Origin of the sequence: Zymobacter sp. IVIA_12111.31 C1 (assembly GCF_047495495.1) — a bacterium.
Classification (GTDB): Bacteria; Pseudomonadota; Gammaproteobacteria; order Pseudomonadales; family Halomonadaceae; genus Zymobacter.
On record NZ_CP179930.1, the window covers coordinates 2,801,245 to 2,821,431 of the forward strand.

The 20,187-nt window shown below is 53.7% G+C and carries 18 protein-coding genes and 1 riboswitch; of the genes, 11 read left to right on the plus strand and 7 right to left on the minus strand.

Going from position 1 to position 20,187, the window contains the following annotated elements:
* Positions 1-72: 72 nt before the first annotated feature.
* Together ACMHYW_RS12500 and hemE are read right to left on the minus strand one after the other, a co-directional pair.
* Positions 73-414, minus strand: a complete 342-nt coding sequence (locus tag ACMHYW_RS12500; RefSeq protein ID WP_414500202.1) for a hypothetical protein — start codon at positions 412-414, stop codon at positions 73-75.
* Positions 415-734: 320 nt separating this feature from the next.
* Positions 735-1,814 carry a uroporphyrinogen decarboxylase gene (gene hemE, locus ACMHYW_RS12505; RefSeq protein ID WP_414500203.1) on the minus strand — a complete coding sequence of 360 codons (1,080 nt, stop codon included), beginning with the start codon at positions 1,812-1,814 and terminating at the stop codon, positions 735-737.
* A gap of 299 nt (positions 1,815-2,113) precedes the next feature.
* On the opposite strand from hemE, the gene ribA reads away from it, so the two are divergent.
* Positions 2,114-2,773, plus strand: coding sequence for a GTP cyclohydrolase II (ribA, locus tag ACMHYW_RS12510; RefSeq protein ID WP_414500204.1), 660 nt, complete (start codon positions 2,114-2,116; stop codon positions 2,771-2,773).
* A gap of 80 nt (positions 2,774-2,853) precedes the next feature.
* On the opposite strand, the gene ACMHYW_RS12515 is transcribed toward ribA, so the two are convergent.
* The 4 genes from ACMHYW_RS12515 to ACMHYW_RS12530 form a co-directional block, all read right to left on the minus strand.
* Positions 2,854-3,579, minus strand: coding sequence for an ATP-binding cassette domain-containing protein (locus tag ACMHYW_RS12515; protein ID WP_414500205.1), 726 nt, complete (start codon positions 3,577-3,579; stop codon positions 2,854-2,856).
* Positions 3,572-5,212, minus strand: a complete 1,641-nt coding sequence (locus ACMHYW_RS12520) for a thiamine/thiamine pyrophosphate ABC transporter permease ThiP (RefSeq protein WP_414500206.1) — start codon at positions 5,210-5,212, stop codon at positions 3,572-3,574. The genes ACMHYW_RS12515 and ACMHYW_RS12520 overlap by 8 nt, the downstream gene beginning before the upstream one ends.
* Before the next feature lie 13 nt (positions 5,213-5,225).
* A complete protein-coding gene (thiB, locus tag ACMHYW_RS12525; protein ID WP_414500207.1) occupies positions 5,226-6,242 on the minus strand; it encodes a thiamine ABC transporter substrate binding subunit in 1,017 nt (338 codons plus the stop codon).
* Positions 6,243-6,309: 67 nt separating this feature from the next.
* Positions 6,310-6,413, minus strand: a riboswitch (TPP riboswitch).
* A 213-nt stretch (positions 6,414-6,626) separates the two neighbouring features.
* Entirely contained in the window at positions 6,627-7,937 is a 1,311-nt protein-coding gene (locus tag ACMHYW_RS12530) for an aspartate aminotransferase family protein (RefSeq protein WP_414500208.1), read from the minus strand.
* Positions 7,938-8,227: 290 nt separating this feature from the next.
* Between ACMHYW_RS12530 and ACMHYW_RS12535 the strand changes: the two genes are divergently transcribed.
* The 3 genes from ACMHYW_RS12535 (at position 8,228) to ACMHYW_RS12545 (ending at position 10,866) form a co-directional block, all read left to right on the plus strand.
* Positions 8,228-8,998 (plus strand): SDR family NAD(P)-dependent oxidoreductase, encoded by a 771-nt coding sequence (locus tag ACMHYW_RS12535; RefSeq protein WP_414500209.1) that lies wholly within the window; start codon positions 8,228-8,230, stop codon positions 8,996-8,998.
* Between the two features lie 150 nt (positions 8,999-9,148).
* Positions 9,149-10,612, plus strand: a complete 1,464-nt coding sequence (locus ACMHYW_RS12540) for a PLP-dependent aminotransferase family protein (protein WP_414500210.1) — start codon at positions 9,149-9,151, stop codon at positions 10,610-10,612.
* Positions 10,613-10,644: 32 nt separating this feature from the next.
* Positions 10,645-10,866 (plus strand): hypothetical protein, encoded by a 222-nt coding sequence (locus tag ACMHYW_RS12545; protein ID WP_414500211.1) that lies wholly within the window; start codon positions 10,645-10,647, stop codon positions 10,864-10,866.
* Between the two features lie 75 nt (positions 10,867-10,941).
* On the opposite strand, the gene ACMHYW_RS12550 is transcribed toward ACMHYW_RS12545, so the two are convergent.
* A complete protein-coding gene (locus tag ACMHYW_RS12550) occupies positions 10,942-11,283 on the minus strand; it encodes a hypothetical protein (RefSeq protein WP_414500212.1) in 342 nt (113 codons plus the stop codon).
* A 307-nt stretch (positions 11,284-11,590) separates the two neighbouring features.
* On the opposite strand from ACMHYW_RS12550, the gene ACMHYW_RS12555 reads away from it, so the two are divergent.
* From ACMHYW_RS12555 to ACMHYW_RS12585, 7 genes are all read left to right on the plus strand, one after another.
* Entirely contained in the window at positions 11,591-12,490 is a 900-nt protein-coding gene (locus ACMHYW_RS12555; protein ID WP_414500213.1) for a DUF4123 domain-containing protein, read from the plus strand.
* A complete protein-coding gene (locus ACMHYW_RS12560; RefSeq protein WP_414500214.1) occupies positions 12,462-15,731 on the plus strand; it encodes a T6SS effector BTH_I2691 family protein in 3,270 nt (1,089 codons plus the stop codon). Before ACMHYW_RS12555 ends, ACMHYW_RS12560 begins: the two co-directional genes overlap by 29 nt.
* A complete protein-coding gene (locus ACMHYW_RS12565; RefSeq protein ID WP_414500215.1) occupies positions 15,728-16,555 on the plus strand; it encodes a tetratricopeptide repeat protein in 828 nt (275 codons plus the stop codon). Before ACMHYW_RS12560 ends, ACMHYW_RS12565 begins: the two co-directional genes overlap by 4 nt.
* Before the next feature lie 117 nt (positions 16,556-16,672).
* Entirely contained in the window at positions 16,673-17,191 is a 519-nt protein-coding gene (locus ACMHYW_RS12570) for a hypothetical protein (RefSeq protein WP_414500216.1), read from the plus strand.
* A 218-nt stretch (positions 17,192-17,409) separates the two neighbouring features.
* Complete coding sequence (locus ACMHYW_RS12575) at positions 17,410-18,240, plus strand: tetratricopeptide repeat protein (RefSeq protein ID WP_414500217.1); 831 nt, start codon at positions 17,410-17,412, stop codon at positions 18,238-18,240.
* Positions 18,241-18,370: 130 nt separating this feature from the next.
* On the plus strand, positions 18,371-19,204 hold the full coding sequence (locus ACMHYW_RS12580) for a tetratricopeptide repeat protein (protein WP_414500218.1): 834 nt from the start codon (positions 18,371-18,373) through the stop codon (positions 19,202-19,204).
* A 69-nt stretch (positions 19,205-19,273) separates the two neighbouring features.
* Positions 19,274-20,101 (plus strand): tetratricopeptide repeat protein, encoded by an 828-nt coding sequence (locus ACMHYW_RS12585; protein ID WP_414500219.1) that lies wholly within the window; start codon positions 19,274-19,276, stop codon positions 20,099-20,101.
* Positions 20,102-20,187 lie beyond the last annotated feature (86 nt).

Sequence of the window (20,187 nt, forward strand, 5' to 3'; positions counted from 1 at the left end):
AGTGGTACACCTCAAGAACAGAACGGCCTTCAGCACTGCGCATCACCACACGAACCACATCCTGTTGCGGACCTACAACCACCCGCGCTCTAACAAACACACTCGTACATCTTCTTCACGGTTCTGCGCGTTAACGTCGATCGTACGCACCTCATCCAGAGGTTCCAGCGTGTGCAACGGCTGCACCGGACGGCAAGGATGCAGCTGGCTGCATCGCCCACGGCTCGCGCTGTAGTAGCGATAGTGCTGCTGCACGCCATTAACGGGAAACCGATCCTCGGCCTGATGCTGACAGAGCGCCATATCTTCCTGCAGCTGAAGCGGCGTTGCATCAGGGCGGGTCCACTGATGCCCGCACCCCGTCAGTCCCAGCGCCACGCCCCCTATGACGGCATATCCACGCCAGCGTTTCATCACCTGCAAGCCTCCTCGACCGGTTTTCTTATCAGAGCGGCATGGCCTTGCGTGCTTCAGTGCAGGACGCGGACGCTGCCCAAACCGAACCTTCATAGCATTGCTTCATTGAGGTTCGTTTAAGTGCGGTGAAACGTCGGAGGCAGCGTCAGGCGTGAGTTCGACCTGTCTTCTCAACCTACGGGGAAGAAGTGAAGGCAATCAGAACGCAGCGCTCATACTGATGAAGGAGAGATCGAAGGCGGCAGGCAGAGGAAAGAAAGATGGAAGAAAGCGAAACAGCCGAGAGCACAGTAATGCACGCCCTCGGCTTCTAACCGTCAGCGATGGAACTGCGGTGACAGTTCGTGAAGAGTGTCGATGAACACGCTGACGTTCTCAGGAGGGGTGTGCTGAGAAATGCCGTGGCCGAGGTTGAAGACGTGCCCTTCCCCGTGCCCGAAACTTTCCAGCGTGCGCTTCACTTCCGAGCGGATCGCATCGGGCGACCCTAACAGCACGGTCGGGTCCATATTGCCCTGCAGGGCAACCTGACCGCCTACACGGGCGCGGGCACTGCCCAGCTCAGTCGTCCAGTCGAGACCCACAGCATCGCAACCGCTGGCCGCAATCTGCTCGACCCACTGCCCTCCATTTTTAGTGAACAGGATGACCGGGATATGCCGCCCATCGTGCTCACGGATCAGCCCGTTGACGATGCGGGTCATATAGTCGAGCGAGAAGGCCTGATAGGCCGGCGTCGTCAACACACCGCCCCAGGTATCGAAGATCTGGATCGCCTGTGCACCGCTGCGAATCTGGGCGTTAAGGTAATCGGTCACCGCATCGGCAAGCTTGCTTAGCAGCAGATGCAGCGTTTCCGGCTCGCGGTACAGCATGCCCTTGATGGTGCCAAAATCCTTGCTGGGGCCGCCTTCGACCATGTAGGTCGCCAGCGTCCACGGGCTGCCGGAGAAGCCAATCAGCGGCACGTCACCGTTCAGTGCGCCACGGATCGTGCGCACAGCGTTCATCACGTAATCAAGATCGGTCTCCGCCGTTAGTGCAGGCAGCGCCTCGATTGTCGCCCGATCGCGTACGGGATGATGGAAGCGTGGGCCTTCCCCCGCCACGAAATGCAGGCCCAGTCCCATCGCATCGGGAATGGTAAGAATGTCGGAGAACAGGATAGCTGCATCCAGCGCGTAGCGGCGCAGCGGCTGCAGGGTGACCTCACAGGCCAACTCGGCGTTGCGGCACAGGCTCATGAAATCGCGGGCTTCTGCACGGGTCTGCAGGTACTCCGGCAGATAGCGCCCCGCCTGCCGCATCATCCAGACCGGCGTGCGGTCGACTGGCTGACGCGCCAGGGCACGCAGGAAACGGTCATTCTTGAGCGTGGAAGCAGATGAAGTCGGCATGGTTCGCACTATCCTTAATCGAGGTTTCGTCCGTGAAGCAACGTGGTGCCGCGCACGCTGCGGATGTGGCTACGCTATTGTGCAGGCTGGGGTGTCCATATCGGCATCAATATTTCCAACCAGACACATTGTCAGCTTCAATTTGCAGCAGCCACCTAATCAAATGGTACACTATTGGTCTTGATTCCCGCTTCGTCTTGGCGGAGTATCGGTGAATCTGGCGTTTTCCGATAGCCACATTCGGTACGCCCCGCTTACCGGCCGTCAGGCCTCTTCCACTGTCATGCAGAGGGTTCACCGTGACGCTACGGTTCATCTCCAGCTGTAAGCTACCTACATCGTTTGCCACGTTCACCATGCACGGCTTCGAAGATACCGATACCGGCAAGGAGCATGTAGCGCTGACGCTGGGTCAGGTTGACGATGGTCAGCCGGTACTGGCGCGCGTGCATTCCGAATGCCTGACGGGCGATGCGCTGTTCTCAATGCGCTGCGACTGTGGCTATCAGCTGCAGGAAGCGCTGCGCCGCATCGCTGAGGAAGGCCGCGGTGTACTGCTCTATCTGCGTCAGGAAGGGCGTGGCATCGGGCTGCTCAACAAGATCAAGGCCTATCAGCTTCAGGATAGCGGGCTTGATACGGTCGAAGCCAATCATCAGCTGGGATTCGAGGCCGATCTTCGCCGCTACGACCTGTGCGTGCCCATGCTGAAGCACCTCGGCATCTCATCGCTGCGCCTGATGACCAACAACCCCCGCAAGGTCGAATCGCTGCGACTGGACGGTGTCGAGATCGCCGATCGCGTACCGCTAACAACCGGTCTGAACGACTTCAACCGGGGCTATCTGGCGACCAAAGCCGCCAAGCTCGGCCACCGCTTCGACCTGCACGACTTCACGCTGGCGGACAAGGCCAACGCCGACAACGCGCGCCCGGAGCACCCTCAGCGTCCTGAATAACGCTCGCGCAGCATCCAGACAGAAAACGCCCAGTCCGGTCATCCGCACTGGGCGTTACTGTATAAGGACACGATGCTCCGTCAGCGCTGGGTGCGTCCAAGGTACGCCGCCACCTGCTCAGGCACATCGGCGCGCTGAAAATCGGTGGTTGCTCCCTGCCAAGCCACCTGCCCATCCGCAATAAAGACACTGCGTGCGCACAGCGGCGCAATTTCGTTGGGCTGGTGGCTGACCAGCAGTACGCTGAGCCGATGCTGCTGTGTCAGTTCATCCAGCAGCGTCAGCATTTCTTGGCGCTGCGCCGGTCCCAGCGCAGCCAGCGGTTCATCCAGCATCAGCACCGGACGTTCACGCAGTAGCGCTCGCGCCAGAGCAACGCGCTGGCGCTGACCGCCCGAAAGTTGACCGGGCAAGCGCTGGCCATACGCGGCCAATCCTACCTTTTCCAGCACCTGCTCCACGCGCTGTCGTTCGGCACGACGCCGCTTCAGACGCGGGTCGATGCCCAGCAGTACGTTGTCGGCAACGCTCATGTGTGGAAACAGGTTGTGCGACTGGAACATCAGCGTAACGGGACGCGCTTCAACGCTCTGCCGACTGATGTCCTCACCGTTCACGCAGACACTGCCTGCCGCCAGCGGTGCAAAACCCGCGATGATATCGAGCAACGTGCTCTTGCCACCCCCGCTGGGGCCCACCACGCCGAGACACTCCCCCGGCCTGACGGCCAGCGAGTACCGGAACGGCTGCCCTTCGTAATAGGTAGTCGCCTCTTTGAGCACTAATCCTAGCGCGGCATCATTCATCGTCGCGGTCCTTATGAACGTCTTTGTGAACGTCTGTGTGAACATAGACATGGCGTCCGCCGACTAAACGATCCACCAGCGCAAACAGCGCGCCGATCGTCAGCATCAGCGCCGCAGAGGTGACCGCCGCTTCACCGTACTGATAATCGGACATCTGGTTCTGCAGCAGCAATGGCAGCGTCACGACACTGGACTGATCACCAAAAATAGCCACGATGCCCAGATCACCGAGACTCATACAGAGGCTGACCGCCAGTGCTGTACCCAGCGCCGTGCGTGATAGCGGCCATAGCACTCGGCACCACCACAGCCGCTCGGACAACCCTAACTGAGCACGTAGTGGCCCATACTGCGCGGTCAGTACCGACCACGCGGGCACCATCATCTTCAGCACGTACGGTACGCACATCACACCATTCGACACCATGATGAGCACGCTGCCCCACGGCCCGATATTGCCCCGCAGCAGGATGAACCAGCCCGCTCCCAGTACGACCGTCGGCACGGCCAGTCCAAACAGGCCACCCATCTGCAACCATTGGCGCAAACGCGCCTGATGCTGGGCCATGCCCGCGCTCAACGGCAGACCCATCAGCAGTGCCAGCGCGCCGCTTCCCAGAGCGATCCACAGCGAGCTCCACCACACCTGCCAGAACGCACTCTGGGCCAGCACCTGAAACCAAGGACCTCGAAGGCCTTCGAACAGAGCGGCCAATACAGGCAGCCCGACAAACAGCGTAACGGCCATCAATGCGGCACCATCGCTCACGCGCGCCCCTACCGAGTAGCGATCATGACGATCGACCCGCTGCAAGCGCTCGGGCTCATCGGTAGCCTGCGATGCGCGCCACGGCAGAATCACCAGCACGATCAGGCACAGTACCATCTGCAACAATGCCAACTGCGCCGTCAGCGGAAAATCGCTTTCCATACGCAGGCTCTGGTACAGCGCAACCGGCAGCGTGGTGGCAGCCGGGCCGCCACCCAAGGTCAACACAACGGCAAAGCTGGTAAGACACAGCAGAAAGATGAGCGCCGCCAGACCCGGCAATGCCCCTCGGATGGCCGGCCACTCGATCACGCTAAAACAAGTGCGACTGGGCATATCCAGCTGCGCCGCCAAGCGCCAGTGCTCAACCGGAATCCGCTCCCACAGCGGCAACAGCCAGCGCACCGCGAGCGGCAGATTAAAGAAGACATGGCCGAGCAGGATACCGATCAGTCCATAGACCGATCCCAACCGCGGCAGCCCGAGTGCCAAAAGCACATGGTTGGCGACACCGTTGTAGCCGTACACCGCCGTGATGGCGAATACCGCTACGATCGGCGGCAGCACAATCGGTAGCCCCAGCAGCGACAGCAGCCACGATCGCCCGAAGAAAGCCGAGCGCCGTGCCAGCGCGCGCGCGACCCATATGGCCGGCACGATCGACAGCACCATCGACAGCAACGCCTGCAGTACGGTGAAACGTACCACGCCTAGCAGGTACTCATCCCCGATGACCGCCTCCAGCGGCCAAGGGGGATAGCGCACCAACAGCGCGCCCAAGGGGCCGATCAACGATGCCAACAGCACCACAAGCGCCATCAGGGTGGCAATGGGCTGCCAACGCCAGCCTCGTCTCATCATCATTACGCTTTACCCATCAGCGGCGAGCACCGCTCATGGCCGACTGCCACTCACGTACCCACGCCTTGCGATGCGCATCCAGCGTGGCGTCATCCATCATGAACGTATGTGATGGCGTGAAGGTGTCCTGATAGTAGCCCGCCGGACGCTTGATCTCGCTGTCATGCCATGCGGGGTACATCCAGTTGGTCACCAACATGCGCTGCTGGAACGCGGGCTGTGTAATGAAGGCCAGGAACTGATCCGCTTCGCGGGGATGCGCCGACGACGCCAACTTGCCCGCCAGCTCAATCTGCATGTACAGCCCTTCCGACAGATTCATCGCCTTGTAGCGATGCTCGCCTTCTTTTTCGATGTGATACGCAGGAGAGGTCGAATAGGACAGCACTGCATCGGCTTCACCATGCAGGAACAGCCCATAGGCTTCGCTCCAATTGCGCGATACGGTTACGGTATGGCGTGCTAGCTGCTGCCAGCGTTCGGCGGCCTTATCACCATAGACGGACTTCATCCATAGCAGCATGCCAAGCCCCGGCGTGCTGGTACGCGGGTCTTCCAGCACCACACGCAGATCACTGTTGATCAGTTCATCAAGGCTGGCGGGCGGAGTGGGTACTTTCTGGCTGTCATAAACAAAGGTGAACCAGCCCCAATCCACTGGCATGAAGGTCTTATCCTGCCAGTCGATCGGCAGCGTCGGCGTACCAAGATCAGTCGGCAGCGGCGCAAACAACCCACTGCGACGCGCTTCGGCCCGCTGGTTGTTGTCAATTCCCAGCACCACATCGGCCTGAGTCTGGGTTCCTTCCAGCTGCAGACGCGACATGATGTTGCCCGCATCACCCAATCCGACCATGTTGAGCTGGCACTGGCACTGCGCCTCGAACTGCTGACGCAGCTCCGGCGTGATCACCTTGCGCGCGAAGATATCGTAGGTATAGACGGTAAGCGTCGGACGCTCGTCGGCATAGGCCGATGCTGCAAACAGGACGCATAGAGACGAGACCAGAGTGGTCAGAAAACGATGGCGCATCGCAGACCTCCGCAAGGCAGTAGGGAAAAGGGTCGCGTGCGGAAGTGATAGGCAGTGCCCAGAAACGGGCATCAAGATGCTCAATCCCTCCGCCGGCATGATCCGGATCAGGTACGACGGGTTAAGGCGTTACCTCTCTCAGCGACCAAGGCCGCACCCCGTTGAGTAGGGCAAACTTTATGGGGAAAGCAAGTGAACTGCAAGGAATAAGGCCGAACTGAAGGTGTCCCGCCTCCAGCTCGGCAAGCACTAAGGCCCTGTGACGACCGGCGCTCACGGCGGCCATCAGAAAGAGTATGTCGTGCCAGTGGGGCTAACTGCACCCCGTGTGCCTGTTGTTATCGGCCCAAGAACATTGCGTTGCAAAGGCCATTCCGATTAGTCCTAGGAGCGTGCCAGTGCCGTCAGTGCGGCCTCAATGATGGCCAGCCCTTCTTCAGCCTCCTCGACGGTGACGACGCACGGCGGTACCACGTGAATGCGGTTTTCAGCGATGAAACTCAGTATGCCTCGCGCCAGCAGGTCTGCCTTGAGAGCCGCCATCTGCGCGGTTGGAAGCGGCGCGCGTGTCTCACGATCACTGACCAGCTCAATGGCGTGGAAGACCCCCTTGCCGCGTACATCGCCCACGATCGGGCACCGTTCAGCGAGCCGACGGAGCGCTGGCGCAATGATGTCATCGCCGATGCGGGCCGCATTCTCGACGACCCCTTCCTCTTCCATGGCATCGAGAGTAGCCACGATAGCGGCCATCGCCAGTGGGTGGCCAGAATAGGTCAGCCCGCCCGGAAACATGCGGTTATCAAAGAAGTGACTGATCTCGTTGGAAATGATGACCCCACCCGCGGGCACATAGCCCGAGTTGACCCCTTTCGCAAAGGTGATCAGGTCGGGTTCGATACCGTAGTGTTGGAAGGTGAACCAGCGCCCAGTACGCCCGAACCCTGCCATGACCTCATCCATGATCAGTACGATACCGAACTCGCGCGCCAGTGCTTCCACTCCTTTCAGATACCCCTCGGGCGGCATCAGGATGCCCGCCGTGCCCGGAATCGTTTCCAGTAGGATCGCCGCGATAGTGGAAGGCCCTTCACACTCAATAATGCGGCGAAGATGGCGCAGTGCGGCGGCACACTCTTCTTCTTCGGTCGCTGCGTTGAATTCACTGCGATACAGATAGGGCGTAAAGAAATGCACATGCCCACGGGCATAGTCGTTCGGCAGACGACGCCAATCGCCCGTGGCGCAGATCGCACTGCCGGTATTGCCGTGGTAGGAACGATAGCTCGACAGCACCTTGTCACGCCCGGTGTACAGGCGCGCCATGCGAATGGCGTTTTCGTTGGCGTCGGCTCCCGCATTAGTGAAGAACACCTTGCTGAAACGATCGGACACGTGCGACAGAATGCGTTGAGCGGCTTCACCGCGCGCCAGATTAGCGGTGGCCGGGGCAATCGTTGTCAGCTGATCGGCCTGCGCCTTGATAGCCTCAATCACTTTGGGGTGCTGGGCCCCGATATTGGTATTGACCAGCTGACTGCTGAAGTCGAGATAGTGATTGCCCTCGTAGTCCCACAGGCGGCAGCCCTGCCCGCCCGCAATGACGAGTGGGTGGCGCCCCTCCTGGGCTGACCAGGAATGAAAAACGTACTGCTGATCCAGCTGCAGCACACTATCGTTGGTAGGTGTAGTCATCGCCAAACGCCTTTTAAAACAGGGGCAGAGGCATCTGTCCCTTGCACATGGGAAGGTGTCACAGATATTGCACGCTAAGCGCAATGCCATAGCAGGTGATAGTGCCAGTTGGATGCAGATTGCGGGCCAGAACTGTCTCGTTGATTTACGAGAACTGGCGCTATAAGGTCGAAGAGCAGGCTTAGTAGATTAGTGAAGCATTGATTGCGCCGATGCGCCCGCGGTGGCTCATTTCTCTTCATCAGGCAACTGCCACAGGCAGCCCCTCCTTAAACTCAAGGAAGCACACCATGCAGAACACCCCTATTGCGTTCATCACCGGTGCCACCTCAGGCTTTGGTCAGGCCGCTGCACGCCACTTCGCCGACAAGGGTTGGGCACTGGTGCTGTCTGGTCGCCGTGAAGAGCGCCTAGCGGCACTGGCCGATGAACTGTCCGCCAAGGTGCCGGTACACACGGCCGTTCTGGACGTCCGCGACGCCGATGCCGTCATTGCGATGGTGAACGCACTGCCGGACGGCTTCAAAGCCGTCAAAGCGCTGGTGAACAATGCCGGGCTGGCACTGGCACCGCAGCCTTCGCAGGACGTCGATCTCACCGACTGGCATACGATGATCGACACCAACATCAAAGGACTGGTCAACGTCACGCATGCCCTGCTTCCTACACTGATCGCGACCGGCAAAGGGGCCAGCATCATCAACATCGGCTCCATCGCAGGCCAGTGGCCCTACCGCGGCAGCCATGTCTACGGGGCCTCTAAAGCATTCGTCAAACAGTTCAGCTACAACCTGCGCTGTGACCTGCAAGGCACCGGCGTACGCGTCACCGATCTGGCCCCCGGCATTGCAGAGACCGAATTCACTCTGGTGCGTACTAAGGGCGACCAGGCCGCCTCCGATGCCCTCTACGAAGGCACGATTCCGCTCAGCGCTGACGATATTGCCGAACAGATCTACTACATCGCGACGCTGCCGGATCACATGAACATCAATCGTCTGGAAGTGATGCCCGTACGTCAGTCGTGGAACGGTTTCCACATTGATCGCGATCAGGCCTGACCGCGTATCAAGCACGGCGGCCCATCGCCCGCGCCCACAGAGCACCCTTCGGGGTGTTCTGCTCGTTCTAGCCAACGCAACGTGCCGAGCTGACAAGGCAAGGGCCGCTGCGCGTGAGGAGGGACACGCCACGCATCAGAGGAAATGCACATGATCGATCGCTATCTGCATATCGACTTCACCCCGCAGCGCGGACTGCAGGAGCAGCTTCGCGAAAGGCTGATTGATGCCATCTTCAGCGGTGTATTTCCAGCCAGCGAACGCCTGCCCTCCTGCCGTCAGATGGCCAGCCAACTGTCCATTTCACGCAACACCGTATCGCTCGTCTATGAAGGGCTACTTCGTGACGGTTATCTAATCAGCCGCCCACGCAGCGGCTATTATCTTCACCCCGACTATCACAGCGTCGATGGCATGGCAGACCCCGCTCTGCGCCAAACACCCACCACGGCCCCCGACTGGGCTGCTCGAGTACGGCGTCCGCCCAGCAGCCTGAGGATGGTGACCAAACCGGCCCGCTGGATGGACTACCCCTACCCCTTCGTGTACGGCCAACCGAACACACAGCTATTTCCCATCGCACAGTGGCGCCATATTGCCCGCCGCCTTACTGAGGCCCAACGTGTCGACGACTGGCTCTACGACGACATCGACCGCGACGTACCTCTGCTGGTACAGCAAATCATTCAGCGGGTGCTGCCCAAACGCGGCATCGTGGCCCATCCTGATGAGATACTGGTCACGTTGGGCACCCAAAACGCCCTGTCACTGATCGCCCAGCTGCTGTTCAATGCGGATACGCACATCGGTGTAGAGAACCCTGTTTTTCGCGAAGCCGCCAATGTCTTCGCCCTTCAGGGCAGCACGATCACCCCTCATCCACTCGATGAAGAAGGTATCCAGCTCGACGCCCGTATGGCCGCATGTGACTACCTTTACGTCACCCCGGGCCACCAATCACCCACCGGCATTCGCATGAGTGGCGCACGGCGTGACCAGCTGCTGGCACATGCCCGCCAGCACGACCAGATCATCATCGAAGACGATTACGACTCGGACATTCACTTCGACCCTCATCCCCATGCCGCCCTCAAGGCACGCGACCACGACCAGCGTGTCATCTACGTCAGCAGCCTCTCCAAAGCACTGACACCGGGCATGCGACTGGGCTATCTAGTCGCCCCTGCCGAGCTAGTGGAAGAGCTACGCGCCCTGCGCCGCCTGTGCTACCGCCATCCGCCAACCCCAATCCAGCACCAGATGGCCCATTTCCTGGCACAGGGCTATTACGACCGCTACCTGCACACCTACCGGCAGGATTCCATGCAGCGCTGGCAACGCATGAACGATGCCCTCAACCGCTGGCTCCCCGAGTGCCGTCGTGCAGCAGGTAGCGAACACGCCAATGCCTTCTGGCTTGAACTGCCCACCCGCGTCGATATCGACCAGCTTGCATGGCGCGCCGCCCAGATGGGCGTACTGATCGAACCCGGACAGGCACACTTCTGGGGAGACCCAGCCCCGAACAACTTCTTACGCTTGGGATTTCATTCGATCGAAAAAGAACGGATAGAAGAAGGCGTCCAGAGGCTGGCGATGGCGTTCCATCTGTGAAGCAAACAGACAAACGCTAGCGGCAGCACCCCGTGCATATCATGTGGCTGTGGCTGTGGCTGTGGCTGTGGCTGTGGCTGTGGCTGTGGCTGTGGCTGTGGCTGTGGCTGTGGCTGTGGCTGTGGCTGTGGCTGTGGCTGTGGCTGTGGCTGTGGCTGTGGCTGTGGCTGTGGCTGTGGCTGTGGCTGTGGCTGTGGCTGTGGCTGTGGCTGTGGCTGTGGCTGTGGCTGTGGCTGTGGCTGGCAGAAGGGTAAATCGGCCGCTCTGAAAGGCAATAGACAGATTGGGCGCCTTATAAAAAACATAAGGCACCCAATCATCATGCCGGCTTACGGCAAGGGATACTGAATGAAGAGAACAACAAACGACAGGATAATGGACGCGATATACGCTGCGAATATTTCCCAAGCCAAGGCATCGTTGAGCTTGATCGCCCGCACCAGCACATAGACAGGACTGATCAGGCCCAGCGCGGCATGCGGTGCTTTGTATCCCTGCGATGTCAGCGTACGGCTATCCCATATACACAGCCCCAACCCCACCATGCCCACGACCATGTTCAAGGCGTCAGGCAACAGCATTGAGACCAGCGGCAAAGCAACCAACAGCCACATGAAGATATCCGGTCGGCTTCCACGCGACACTAGTCGTTCATCATCGTATTCGTACATGATAATCCCCCAAAGATACGTCATTACCATCTGAATGAGCGGGAAGTTCTTGCGTCCCGTCTCAGTAGCAACGCTATCGCGCTAACGAAAGGTTGCCTTAATCATTCTACGGGCCAGGCGATAACAAGGGCAGTAGACATAGTGAAGCAGAAGCCGCGACGACCTAGGACTGCCCTATGTATCTCGGCATGGGCACTCAAGAACAGCTCAACAATATGCACGCCCCGCGTAAGTCCCGCCGTCGCCTTTGTAGTTCTATCCGCAAAGTGGCAGGATTTACACAACACTACCGACATTTCGCAGGCATATGACACCGTTACCTCATGCGAGCACAGCACGCTACCTGTTGCTCAACCCGCGCTTCGACGACCCCATGGCCCTGTCGGATCCAGAACACGTCGATGCCGCTCGTGGACTGTATGTCATCAGACAGCCTCACGTTCAGCTGCCCGCCCACTGGGCACTACGCTTGATCGACCTGCAACAACGGCCCGACATTGCTGAACAAGCCGAACAGTGGCTGGCAGACGCCGATACAATCGACCGCGAGCTGCTTGGAGGCTGGCTAACGACTGACGCGTCGCCATCAGCGGTAGTCGCCCACATCGAACAGCAGATGGTGCAGCCAACGCCGGACGGCCGCCGTATGCTGCTGCGCTTTTTCGATCCTCGGGTCATGGATCAGCTCGTCTGTCTGCTGGACGACGCCCAGCAACAGGTACTGATGGGGCCAATCACGCATTGGACCCTACCCGATGCCGACCGACGACCGCTGACAATTGAGTGCCCAGCAGTATCCCGAAGCCAGACATCACCCGAAGCGACCATTATTCGTGCCGAGCAGTGGGAAGCCATCAGCCTGACCGAGACCGTCGAACGCATCCGACGCTGCTGGCAAAAAGTCAGACAAGGGCACCCATTACCCACCGACCACTACCGCCGCATCCGCACGTGGATGAGCTTTGCCGACGAACATGAACTGACCGACGCGACCGATGTCACTACATTCGTCCTATTAGGCATTGAAGAAGGGTGGCGCTACGATAGAACGCCTGACTTTCAGCGGTTATTGCGCCAACACCGAGACAGCGATACGCCGCTGACCACATTGATCTCGCAGATGACCACAGAAGAATGGTCACGCCTTGAACAAACGCATGACAGGGACCCCGTTTCATATGAAGCCTCATACACTTATCTGCCGTAGCGCCCAAGACGGCACGCCCGCCAACAAACAGGGCCACGGCTGTGATTTCTGCAGCAGCAAAGGCATGGCGATCCTACCCGTTCGCTATGCCCCCATTTCCAAGCTGACCGGCACCGATACCGGAGTCCCTTCGATCCCGGCACCGCCCGGACATGCCTGGCTGAAAAGCCACGACTACGCACTGCGACTGCTGCGCAGCGGCTATCTGTATCTTTTCGACGAAGCGACCCAGCGAATCGGAGCGTGGCAAATCACCCCAGATGCCAAGTTTCGCCTCTTTGCGATCGACGAGACGGACAGCAGTGGTGTGCCAGACATCAAGCGCAAATGTGGGCGTTCGGAAGAGTCGAACGAGCCATTCAAGTGCAAAGACGCCTCTCACCATGTGATCGCGTCGATGATCCACTGGCCAGCAAAGCAAGGGACCACGCTCTGGCTGCACTACAGTGAACTGCCGATGCCCGCCACGGCACTGCGCAAGCAGCTGACAAAAGCGCCATGGCGCACTCTGCATATGCAGTCACTGACCGTGGGAGCAAACAGCGACCACGCCTATCCGGCTGCCCGTATCCCGGCCCTATTGGCAGAACACAACTGCCCACATCAGGAGCTGTTTGATCCGCACCCGTATCAACGAGATGCAGCGCTGGGAGGTGATATCGGCAAGGCATTCATCACGCATATGGAAAAGGTACAGCGTCACACCGGTACCCCAGGCGTGATGCTGGCGCTGAACGATGATATTGGGTTCATGGAAGCCCTTAATTACGACCGCCAACAGCCAGAGAAAATATTCGGCAAAACGGTAGGGCATGCGCCGGAGAAGAAGGACGAAGCAGAATGCACGGCATCCGAACTGGAAACGCGTCGCAAGCTGGCGTGCTACAGCATGTTCAATATGCTGCTGGATCAGAAAACAGCTGAAATCAAAGCGAAAACCCAGTCGAATGATGAAACCTACAAAAACATCTTAGAGTCGACAAAATCCCCGCACGCTAGCGGTTATGAAAGCATGGCACTGCTATGGCGAGACACTCCCGAACAGAGCCGTGCAAAGGAAGCGCAGCGCATCGAGGAAGCGCATGCTGATATCATCGATAATTTTGCACAGTACGTCGACAGCGATGCCTTCTTTGCATTCAAACGTGATTACGAAAATGCCGTACAAGTGCGTGACACACAGCTCATGCAGATGGACAAGGACTATGTCACCTATGTAGTGCATCGTTCCCCTTTGGTGGTAGAGGCCTACGCGTGGATGCAGCATCACGTGGAACTGGCCGCGGCGTTTATGGAAGTCACCTTTCGCTGCCTAGTCGGCAATGTCATGACCAAATACAGCGAATCGCTGTGGTACGAGCACTTGCTCAAGGTTGATTCGAAGAACCTGCTGACGGCCAGCTTCGGTCTTCATAATCCACAGCTGATCAGTCTGCTGACAGACAAACTGAAAACTGATGACGCCAGTTTCGCAAGTGAGCTACTAAAGATTTCCAACGTCAACAAGTTTGCCAAAGCTTTAAATACGTTGATTGCCAAGAACTGCAAGTCACTGACGGACGAGACCATCTTCGCCTTGCTTGGTAAAGGCATTGATAAAGTCGCGTCGATGGGAGCTGCCGACGTTTTCAACGCCATCAACCGCTCCATATCGGCAGCGTCACTGGAATTAGTAAAAGCCGCGCAGAATATACGCTCAGCATGGGTCCATATACTGGCCCGCGTTGAAAATATACGTCTTAGAATAGCAGGACAGACTTTTAGACGCATTGCAGAACTATCGTTGTCCGCTAGCCAGTACAGCGCTTTCATGCGCGAGCTGCCTCAGCAGTTCAAGGCGCATTATGAACGCAATGAAATGCATACGGTTGCCGACGTACAGGATAAGCACGGCAACACAAGCACCGTTCGTCACCAACCCGTGACAGAGATATCGCCCGGTAAAAACGAAGCTACCGTCAAGGTTTATCTCTTAGTGGAAGACAGTAATATCAAGTCGCTCGAAACGTTCGAACACAGCGCTGGCGGTGATTCAGTCAAAGTGCGTTTCATCGATACCAACGAGCAGTTCAGCATCAAGAGCAAAGCGTCCTCTGAGCAGGTGGTTCACAGCCTCAGCAACATCAACAAACAGGACATCCAACAGGGCTTCCATAGTTCTATTTCCCTCTTCTTTGCGGGCTATTCGCTGTATACCGCCATTCTCAAAGATAACAAAAGCTTGGCCGACATTAACTCTCTGGTCAGCAGCTTTTTAGGCGCGGTCAGCGCTACCGCAGCGTTTATAGACACCGGTCGCGCAGCCATGGTCAGCACCGAAGAGGTAGGGAAGCTTCGCCTGCTCTCCGCCACCCCACTGCTCCAAAAGGTGAGCATGGCCAGCAACATTCTGGGCATTGTCAGCGCCGTACTGGATGTTCTCAAAGCCGTCGACGCCTACCGTAACGGCGAGCCTGGCGTGATCGTAGCCTGGATGGGGGCAAGTGCGGTCATTTCAGCCATCTCGGGTATATTAGCCTTCTATGCACTCAATGCGTGGTGGTCTTTCGGCATCACCCTCGTGCTGGCCGTGATTACCATTGCCTTAGCCATACTTACTATGCAGGAGTTGACACTGCCTCAGCGTCTCTGGGTTCATCGCAGCGTCTTCGGTCGACCCAATCACAACTACTACAACAGCATACCTTTCGGGGGCGATAAACCACGTAGCCTACCCAATGATCCAGCCGCTGCAGATGAATGGAAGGATTATCAGCGCCGTGCACTTAATGAAGAGGCACAAGCTTTGGGGATGTTGGTGTCTGGGATTACTCTGGAAGTAAATGCCATTGTACCAGTTATTAAAAATGTTGATCCGTTATTTCCCGAATGGAAAGGGGCTCAAAATAAGGATGCTCCCGAGTATAGTAAGCCAGAAATAATATTAAATTTATTTATTCCTCAAACACTAGATGGAACAATAAGAATAACTGCTACAAGAAAAAAAGAGCAGGTTTTTACGAAAAAAGCTGATGAAATTTTAACCTTCGAAAAGGAAGGAGAAAATATAACTTATACTGATATGCATGATAAAACATATACAGATAAAAAGTTCATAAAACAGCCTCTTGGTTACAAGCGATCAATTGTATTTGAAGATGAAAAATATAAAATATCAGCTGTAACTTTAGAAATATATGATGTATATAATATGTATGCTCCCATAGCAAAAGACATCATCAGAATAGAGGGTAGAAAATGAGATATTTTCGATCTATATTGATAATTATTGTAATGATATTTGCTTTGCCTGCCGCGTCTAGAACAATATATAACAACAGCGAAGAATTAATGGATGATCAACTAAAAACTTCCGAATCAAAACTACAGTCTAGCGCAGACTCAAATGAAAAAGACCTATACCTATTAGCATTGAGATATGCTTCTAAGGATGAGGAATATAAAAATAAGTCTCGAATTATGCTTGAACGTCTTTCTAAAAATGGACTTTCAGATGCGAAAAGAAGTCTTTATACTTTAAGAAAAGAATTGAAAATCACCAATGAAAGAGCAGAAGAATATCTATTAAAATCTGCTCAAGATGGCAATGCCATTTCTCAGAAAGAACTAGCATATATTTATTTAAATAAAAAAGATTCTCTAGACAACAAAACCGAATATAAATTTTGGATGGAAAAAGCAGCTAACTCTGGAAATACAGAGGCAATGCGAGAGACTGCTGTAAATTACTTTATAGGTAATGGAGTCAAAAGAGATGACTCCATGGGAGCTCTCTGGCTAACGCGCCTTTATGATAAAGCGGGGAGACATTTTGATGATTGGGATTTACTTGGAGCAGTCTATGAAACAGGCCGTGGCACACCTATCGATTTAGCCAAAGCCTACATGTGCTATGACCTCGAAGGCACCGCAGGCATTGAGGAAAAAACACGTATTGCCCCAAAAATGACCGCCGAGCAACGCGCCGAGGGGCTTCGTCTCTCACGCGAGTGGCAGGAAAAGAACCACGTCTACACCATGCAATCGCTCGGATTATCACGCCAAAAAGATGGTAGTTATCGATAGTATGCCACTCCAGAAAAGTTATAGGCCAATCAAAACACCATGGCCTGCAGCTTTCTGGACATCCTCAAAGCCGCCGACGCCTACCGTAACGGCGAGCCTGGCGTGATCGTAGCCTAGATGGGGGCAAGTACGACCATCTCAGCCCTCTCGGGTATATTGGTATTCTATGCGTTCAATGCGAGGTGGTCCTTCGGCATCACCCTCGTGCTGGCCTTGATTACCATTGCCTTGGCCATACTTACTATGCAGGAGCTGACACTGCCCCAACGTCTCTGGGTTCACCGCAGCATCTTCGGTCGACCCAATCACAACAGCATACCCTTCGGGGGCGATAAGCCACGCAGCCTACCCAATGATCCAGCCGCTGCAGATGAATGGAAGGATTATCAGCGCCGTGCACTTAACGAAGAGGCACAGCCATTGGGGATGCTAGTGACCGGAATTACTTTGGAGGTTTATATTACTAGACCTGCCGATACTAATCATATTGGTATAGCACCTAATTTACACCCCAAAATTCTCCCTTCGACAGTATATATAACATTTTCTTTACCAGAAAAAATTGTCGGAGATATTTTGTTAAATATCACGAAGAACAATTCAAAAAAATATTTTCTTCGAACACAAAAGATTTAGAATTAAAATATCATAAAAACGAAAATGAAATAGGAGAGATCACCGGCGATGTCTATGTGTGCGATCCAAGCATAAAGGCTGATAATGGTGTTTTTTAAAAAACCATCGAATACCAAATAATGCTTTTAGAACAAGCAACGGTAAGGTTTGGATTTTTCGAGATTGGTGAACCTTATAAACCAATTGCAAGCGACTCAGTAAAAATACGAGGATAAAAAATGAGATACCAAAAGCATACATATACATTAGCTTTATTAAGCTTATTTTTTTATAATATCGCTAACGCAAGAATACTTTACGCAGAACCGGATAAAAGTAGATTAAAATTTTCCTCAGAGCTTTTCAGCATAAAATGCCCCGCATCAAGCACTGAAAAAGAAATATATTTATGTGCTTTAAAAACCATGACTAGCTCCCCAGAAGCAAAAGAGCATGCTAAAGAAAGTCTTATTTATTTGGCTAAAAACAACATCAATGATGCGAAATATAGTTTGTTTATAACTAGAGAAATAACAAAAATTACAAACAAAGAAGCTGTAAAATACTTATTAGAGTCTGCTCAAGATGGGCTTGCGGTATCCCAACTCAAGCTTGGTGAATTATTTCTAGATGGAGAACTACTAGAGAAAGATGAAAAAAAATCCTTCTTATGGATTAAGAATGCTGCAGAAAATAAAAACTATAAAGCAATGAAATATTTGTCAAAATATTACTTCTCTGGGACGGGCATCGAACGTAATGATTCATTGGGATTCCATTGGTTGTCGAAATTGTATGATGATTACGGGCCACTATTTGATGACTGGGATTTGCTTGGAGCAGTCTATGAAACAGGCCGTGGCACCCCTATCGATTTAGTCAAAGCCTACATGTGCTATGACCTCGAAGGAACTGCAGGCATTGAGGAAAAGGCCCGTATTGCCCCAAAAATGACCGCCGAGCAACGCGCCGAGGGGCTTCGTCTCTCACGCGAGTGGCAAGAAAAGAACCACGTATACACCATGCAATCGCTCGGATTATCACACCAGAAAGATGGCAGTTACCGATAATATGATGCTTCAGGAAAGAAGCCGAAAACATAACACCTATTTCTCATCATAAAGGAATCAGAATCCAAAGAAAAACACAAACCATTTATCTTGATTGAAAGTGACGAAATTAAATCATAAGGAAATAGTAATGATTGTAAAAACCACAACAGTAGCCACTATTACAATATTAATGTCGATGGCTACAAGCAGTGCCACATCATCTCAAATTTATTCAGAGCCAGATAAATATCAAACCAAGCTCGCGTATGATATATATGACGCCAAATGCCCACCCTCGCAAGATATAAAAGAAATATATTTATGTGCACTAAAAATGATAGGAGACGATAAGGAAGAAAACAATGAATCAAAAGAAACTTTGATGATACTAGCATCAAAAGGTATTGCTGATGCAAACTATAGTTTATTTGAAAACAGAAAAAGTCTTGATATAAAAGATAAAGATGCCATCCAGTATTTAACTAAATCTGCAGAAGAGGGGTATGCAGCAGCCCAAGCTAAACTTGGCATTTTATTTCTAAACGGAGAAATAGTAACGCAAGATAGCAAAGAATCTTATAAATGGATAAAAGCGGCTGCAGAAAAGGGAAATTATGATGGAATGAGGTATGTGTCTAACTACTATTTTCTAGGTACAGGTGTAGATAGGAATGACGCGATGGGATTTTATTGGCAAAACAAATTATATACTGATTATGGCCCTCTTTTTGACGACTGGGACATGCTAGGAAAAGTATACGAGTCAGGCCGTGGTACCCCCGTAGACCTTGCCAAGGCATATATGTGCTATGACCTTGAAGGTACTGTAGGTATCGAAAAAAAGGCCCGTATTGCCCCAAAAATGACCGCTGAACAACGCGCCGAGGGGCTTCGTCTCTCACGCGAGTGGCAAGAAAAGAATCACATCTACACCATGCAATCGCTCGGATTATCACGCCAAAAAGATGGTAGTTACCGATAAGAGATGTGAGCATTGAGAATATTGTTGTCTGGCATTATTTTAGGGAATTGATCTCATTAGGATAGTTATATGAACTTAAAATTACGAAAGATTATTTTTATAATACTAACCATTTTCCCTTATATTGCTAAAGGAAGCATACTTTATCCTGAACCCGACAAAGACCAAAAAAAATTCGCCAACGATATTTTCGGCATCAAATGTCCGTCTCAGAGAAATGACAAAGAAATATATTTATGTGCCTTAAAAACAGCAAATGGAACCCAAAAAGATAATAAAAAAGCAAAAGAGCACTTAATATATTTATCAGAAAAAAATATACTTGATGCCAAATACAGCTTGTTTTTGATAAGAAAAAATCTAGGTATAGATGATAAAGAAGCCAGTAAATATCTTGTAGAATCTGCAGAAAAAGGATTGCCAGAAGCTCAATTAGAGCTTGGAATAATGTATTTAAAAGGATATCTCTTTCCGCAAGATAAAAAACAGTCTTACAAATGGATAAAAGAAGCAGCAGAGGGCAATAATTACGAAGGAATGAAATATTTATCCAAATACTATTTTTCAGGAACCGGAATAGAACAAAATGATGCTTTGGGTTTCTTTTGGCTACGCAAACTATATGAAGATTACGGCCCTCTATTTGATGATTGGGACATGCTGGGAACAGCTTACGAAACAGGCCGTGGCACCCCTGTCGATTTAGTCAAAGCCTACATGTGCTATGACCTTGAGGGCACAGCAGGCATCGAAGAAAAAGCCCGTATTGCCCCCCAAATGACCACCGAACAACGGGCAGAGGGGCTTCGTCTCTCACACGAGTGGCAAGAGAAGAACCACGTCTACACCATGCAATCGCTTGGATTATCACGTCAGAAAGATGGGAGTTACCGTTAACCGGACAAATACTGAATCTTGGGGCTTGGCTAGATTACCAGAGCACCGTAAACCATAACGCTCGCATCAGCGCCTCGGCGTAAAGA

What these genes read in the sequence shown, in the direction of transcription:
- ACMHYW_RS12500 (WP_414500202.1), bottom strand. Translation starts at nt 414, where the DNA reads ATGAAACGCTGGCGTGGATATGCCGTCATAGGGGGCGTGGCGCTGGGA.
- hemE (WP_414500203.1), bottom strand. Translation starts at nt 1,814, where the DNA reads ATGCCGACTTCATCTGCTTCCACGCTCAAGAATGACCGTTTCCTGCGT.
- ACMHYW_RS12515 (WP_414500205.1), bottom strand. Translation starts at nt 3,579, where the DNA reads ATGAATGATGCCGCGCTAGGATTAGTGCTCAAAGAGGCGACTACCTAT.
- ACMHYW_RS12520 (WP_414500206.1), bottom strand. Translation starts at nt 5,212, where the DNA reads ATGATGATGAGACGAGGCTGGCGTTGGCAGCCCATTGCCACCCTGATG.
- thiB (WP_414500207.1), bottom strand. Translation starts at nt 6,242, where the DNA reads ATGCGCCATCGTTTTCTGACCACTCTGGTCTCGTCTCTATGCGTCCTG.
- ACMHYW_RS12530 (WP_414500208.1), bottom strand. Translation starts at nt 7,937, where the DNA reads ATGACTACACCTACCAACGATAGTGTGCTGCAGCTGGATCAGCAGTAC.
- ACMHYW_RS12535 (WP_414500209.1), top strand. Translation starts at nt 8,228, where the DNA reads ATGCAGAACACCCCTATTGCGTTCATCACCGGTGCCACCTCAGGCTTT.
- ACMHYW_RS12540 (WP_414500210.1), top strand. Translation starts at nt 9,149, where the DNA reads ATGATCGATCGCTATCTGCATATCGACTTCACCCCGCAGCGCGGACTG.
- ACMHYW_RS12550 (WP_414500212.1), bottom strand. Translation starts at nt 11,283, where the DNA reads ATGTACGAATACGATGATGAACGACTAGTGTCGCGTGGAAGCCGACCG.
- ACMHYW_RS12555 (WP_414500213.1), top strand. Translation starts at nt 11,591, where the DNA reads ATGACACCGTTACCTCATGCGAGCACAGCACGCTACCTGTTGCTCAAC.
- ACMHYW_RS12560 (WP_414500214.1), top strand. Translation starts at nt 12,462, where the DNA reads ATGAAGCCTCATACACTTATCTGCCGTAGCGCCCAAGACGGCACGCCC.
- ACMHYW_RS12565 (WP_414500215.1), top strand. Translation starts at nt 15,728, where the DNA reads ATGAGATATTTTCGATCTATATTGATAATTATTGTAATGATATTTGCT.
- ACMHYW_RS12570 (WP_414500216.1), top strand. Translation starts at nt 16,673, where the DNA reads ATGGGGGCAAGTACGACCATCTCAGCCCTCTCGGGTATATTGGTATTC.
- ACMHYW_RS12575 (WP_414500217.1), top strand. Translation starts at nt 17,410, where the DNA reads ATGAGATACCAAAAGCATACATATACATTAGCTTTATTAAGCTTATTT.
- ACMHYW_RS12580 (WP_414500218.1), top strand. Translation starts at nt 18,371, where the DNA reads ATGATTGTAAAAACCACAACAGTAGCCACTATTACAATATTAATGTCG.
- ACMHYW_RS12585 (WP_414500219.1), top strand. Translation starts at nt 19,274, where the DNA reads ATGAACTTAAAATTACGAAAGATTATTTTTATAATACTAACCATTTTC.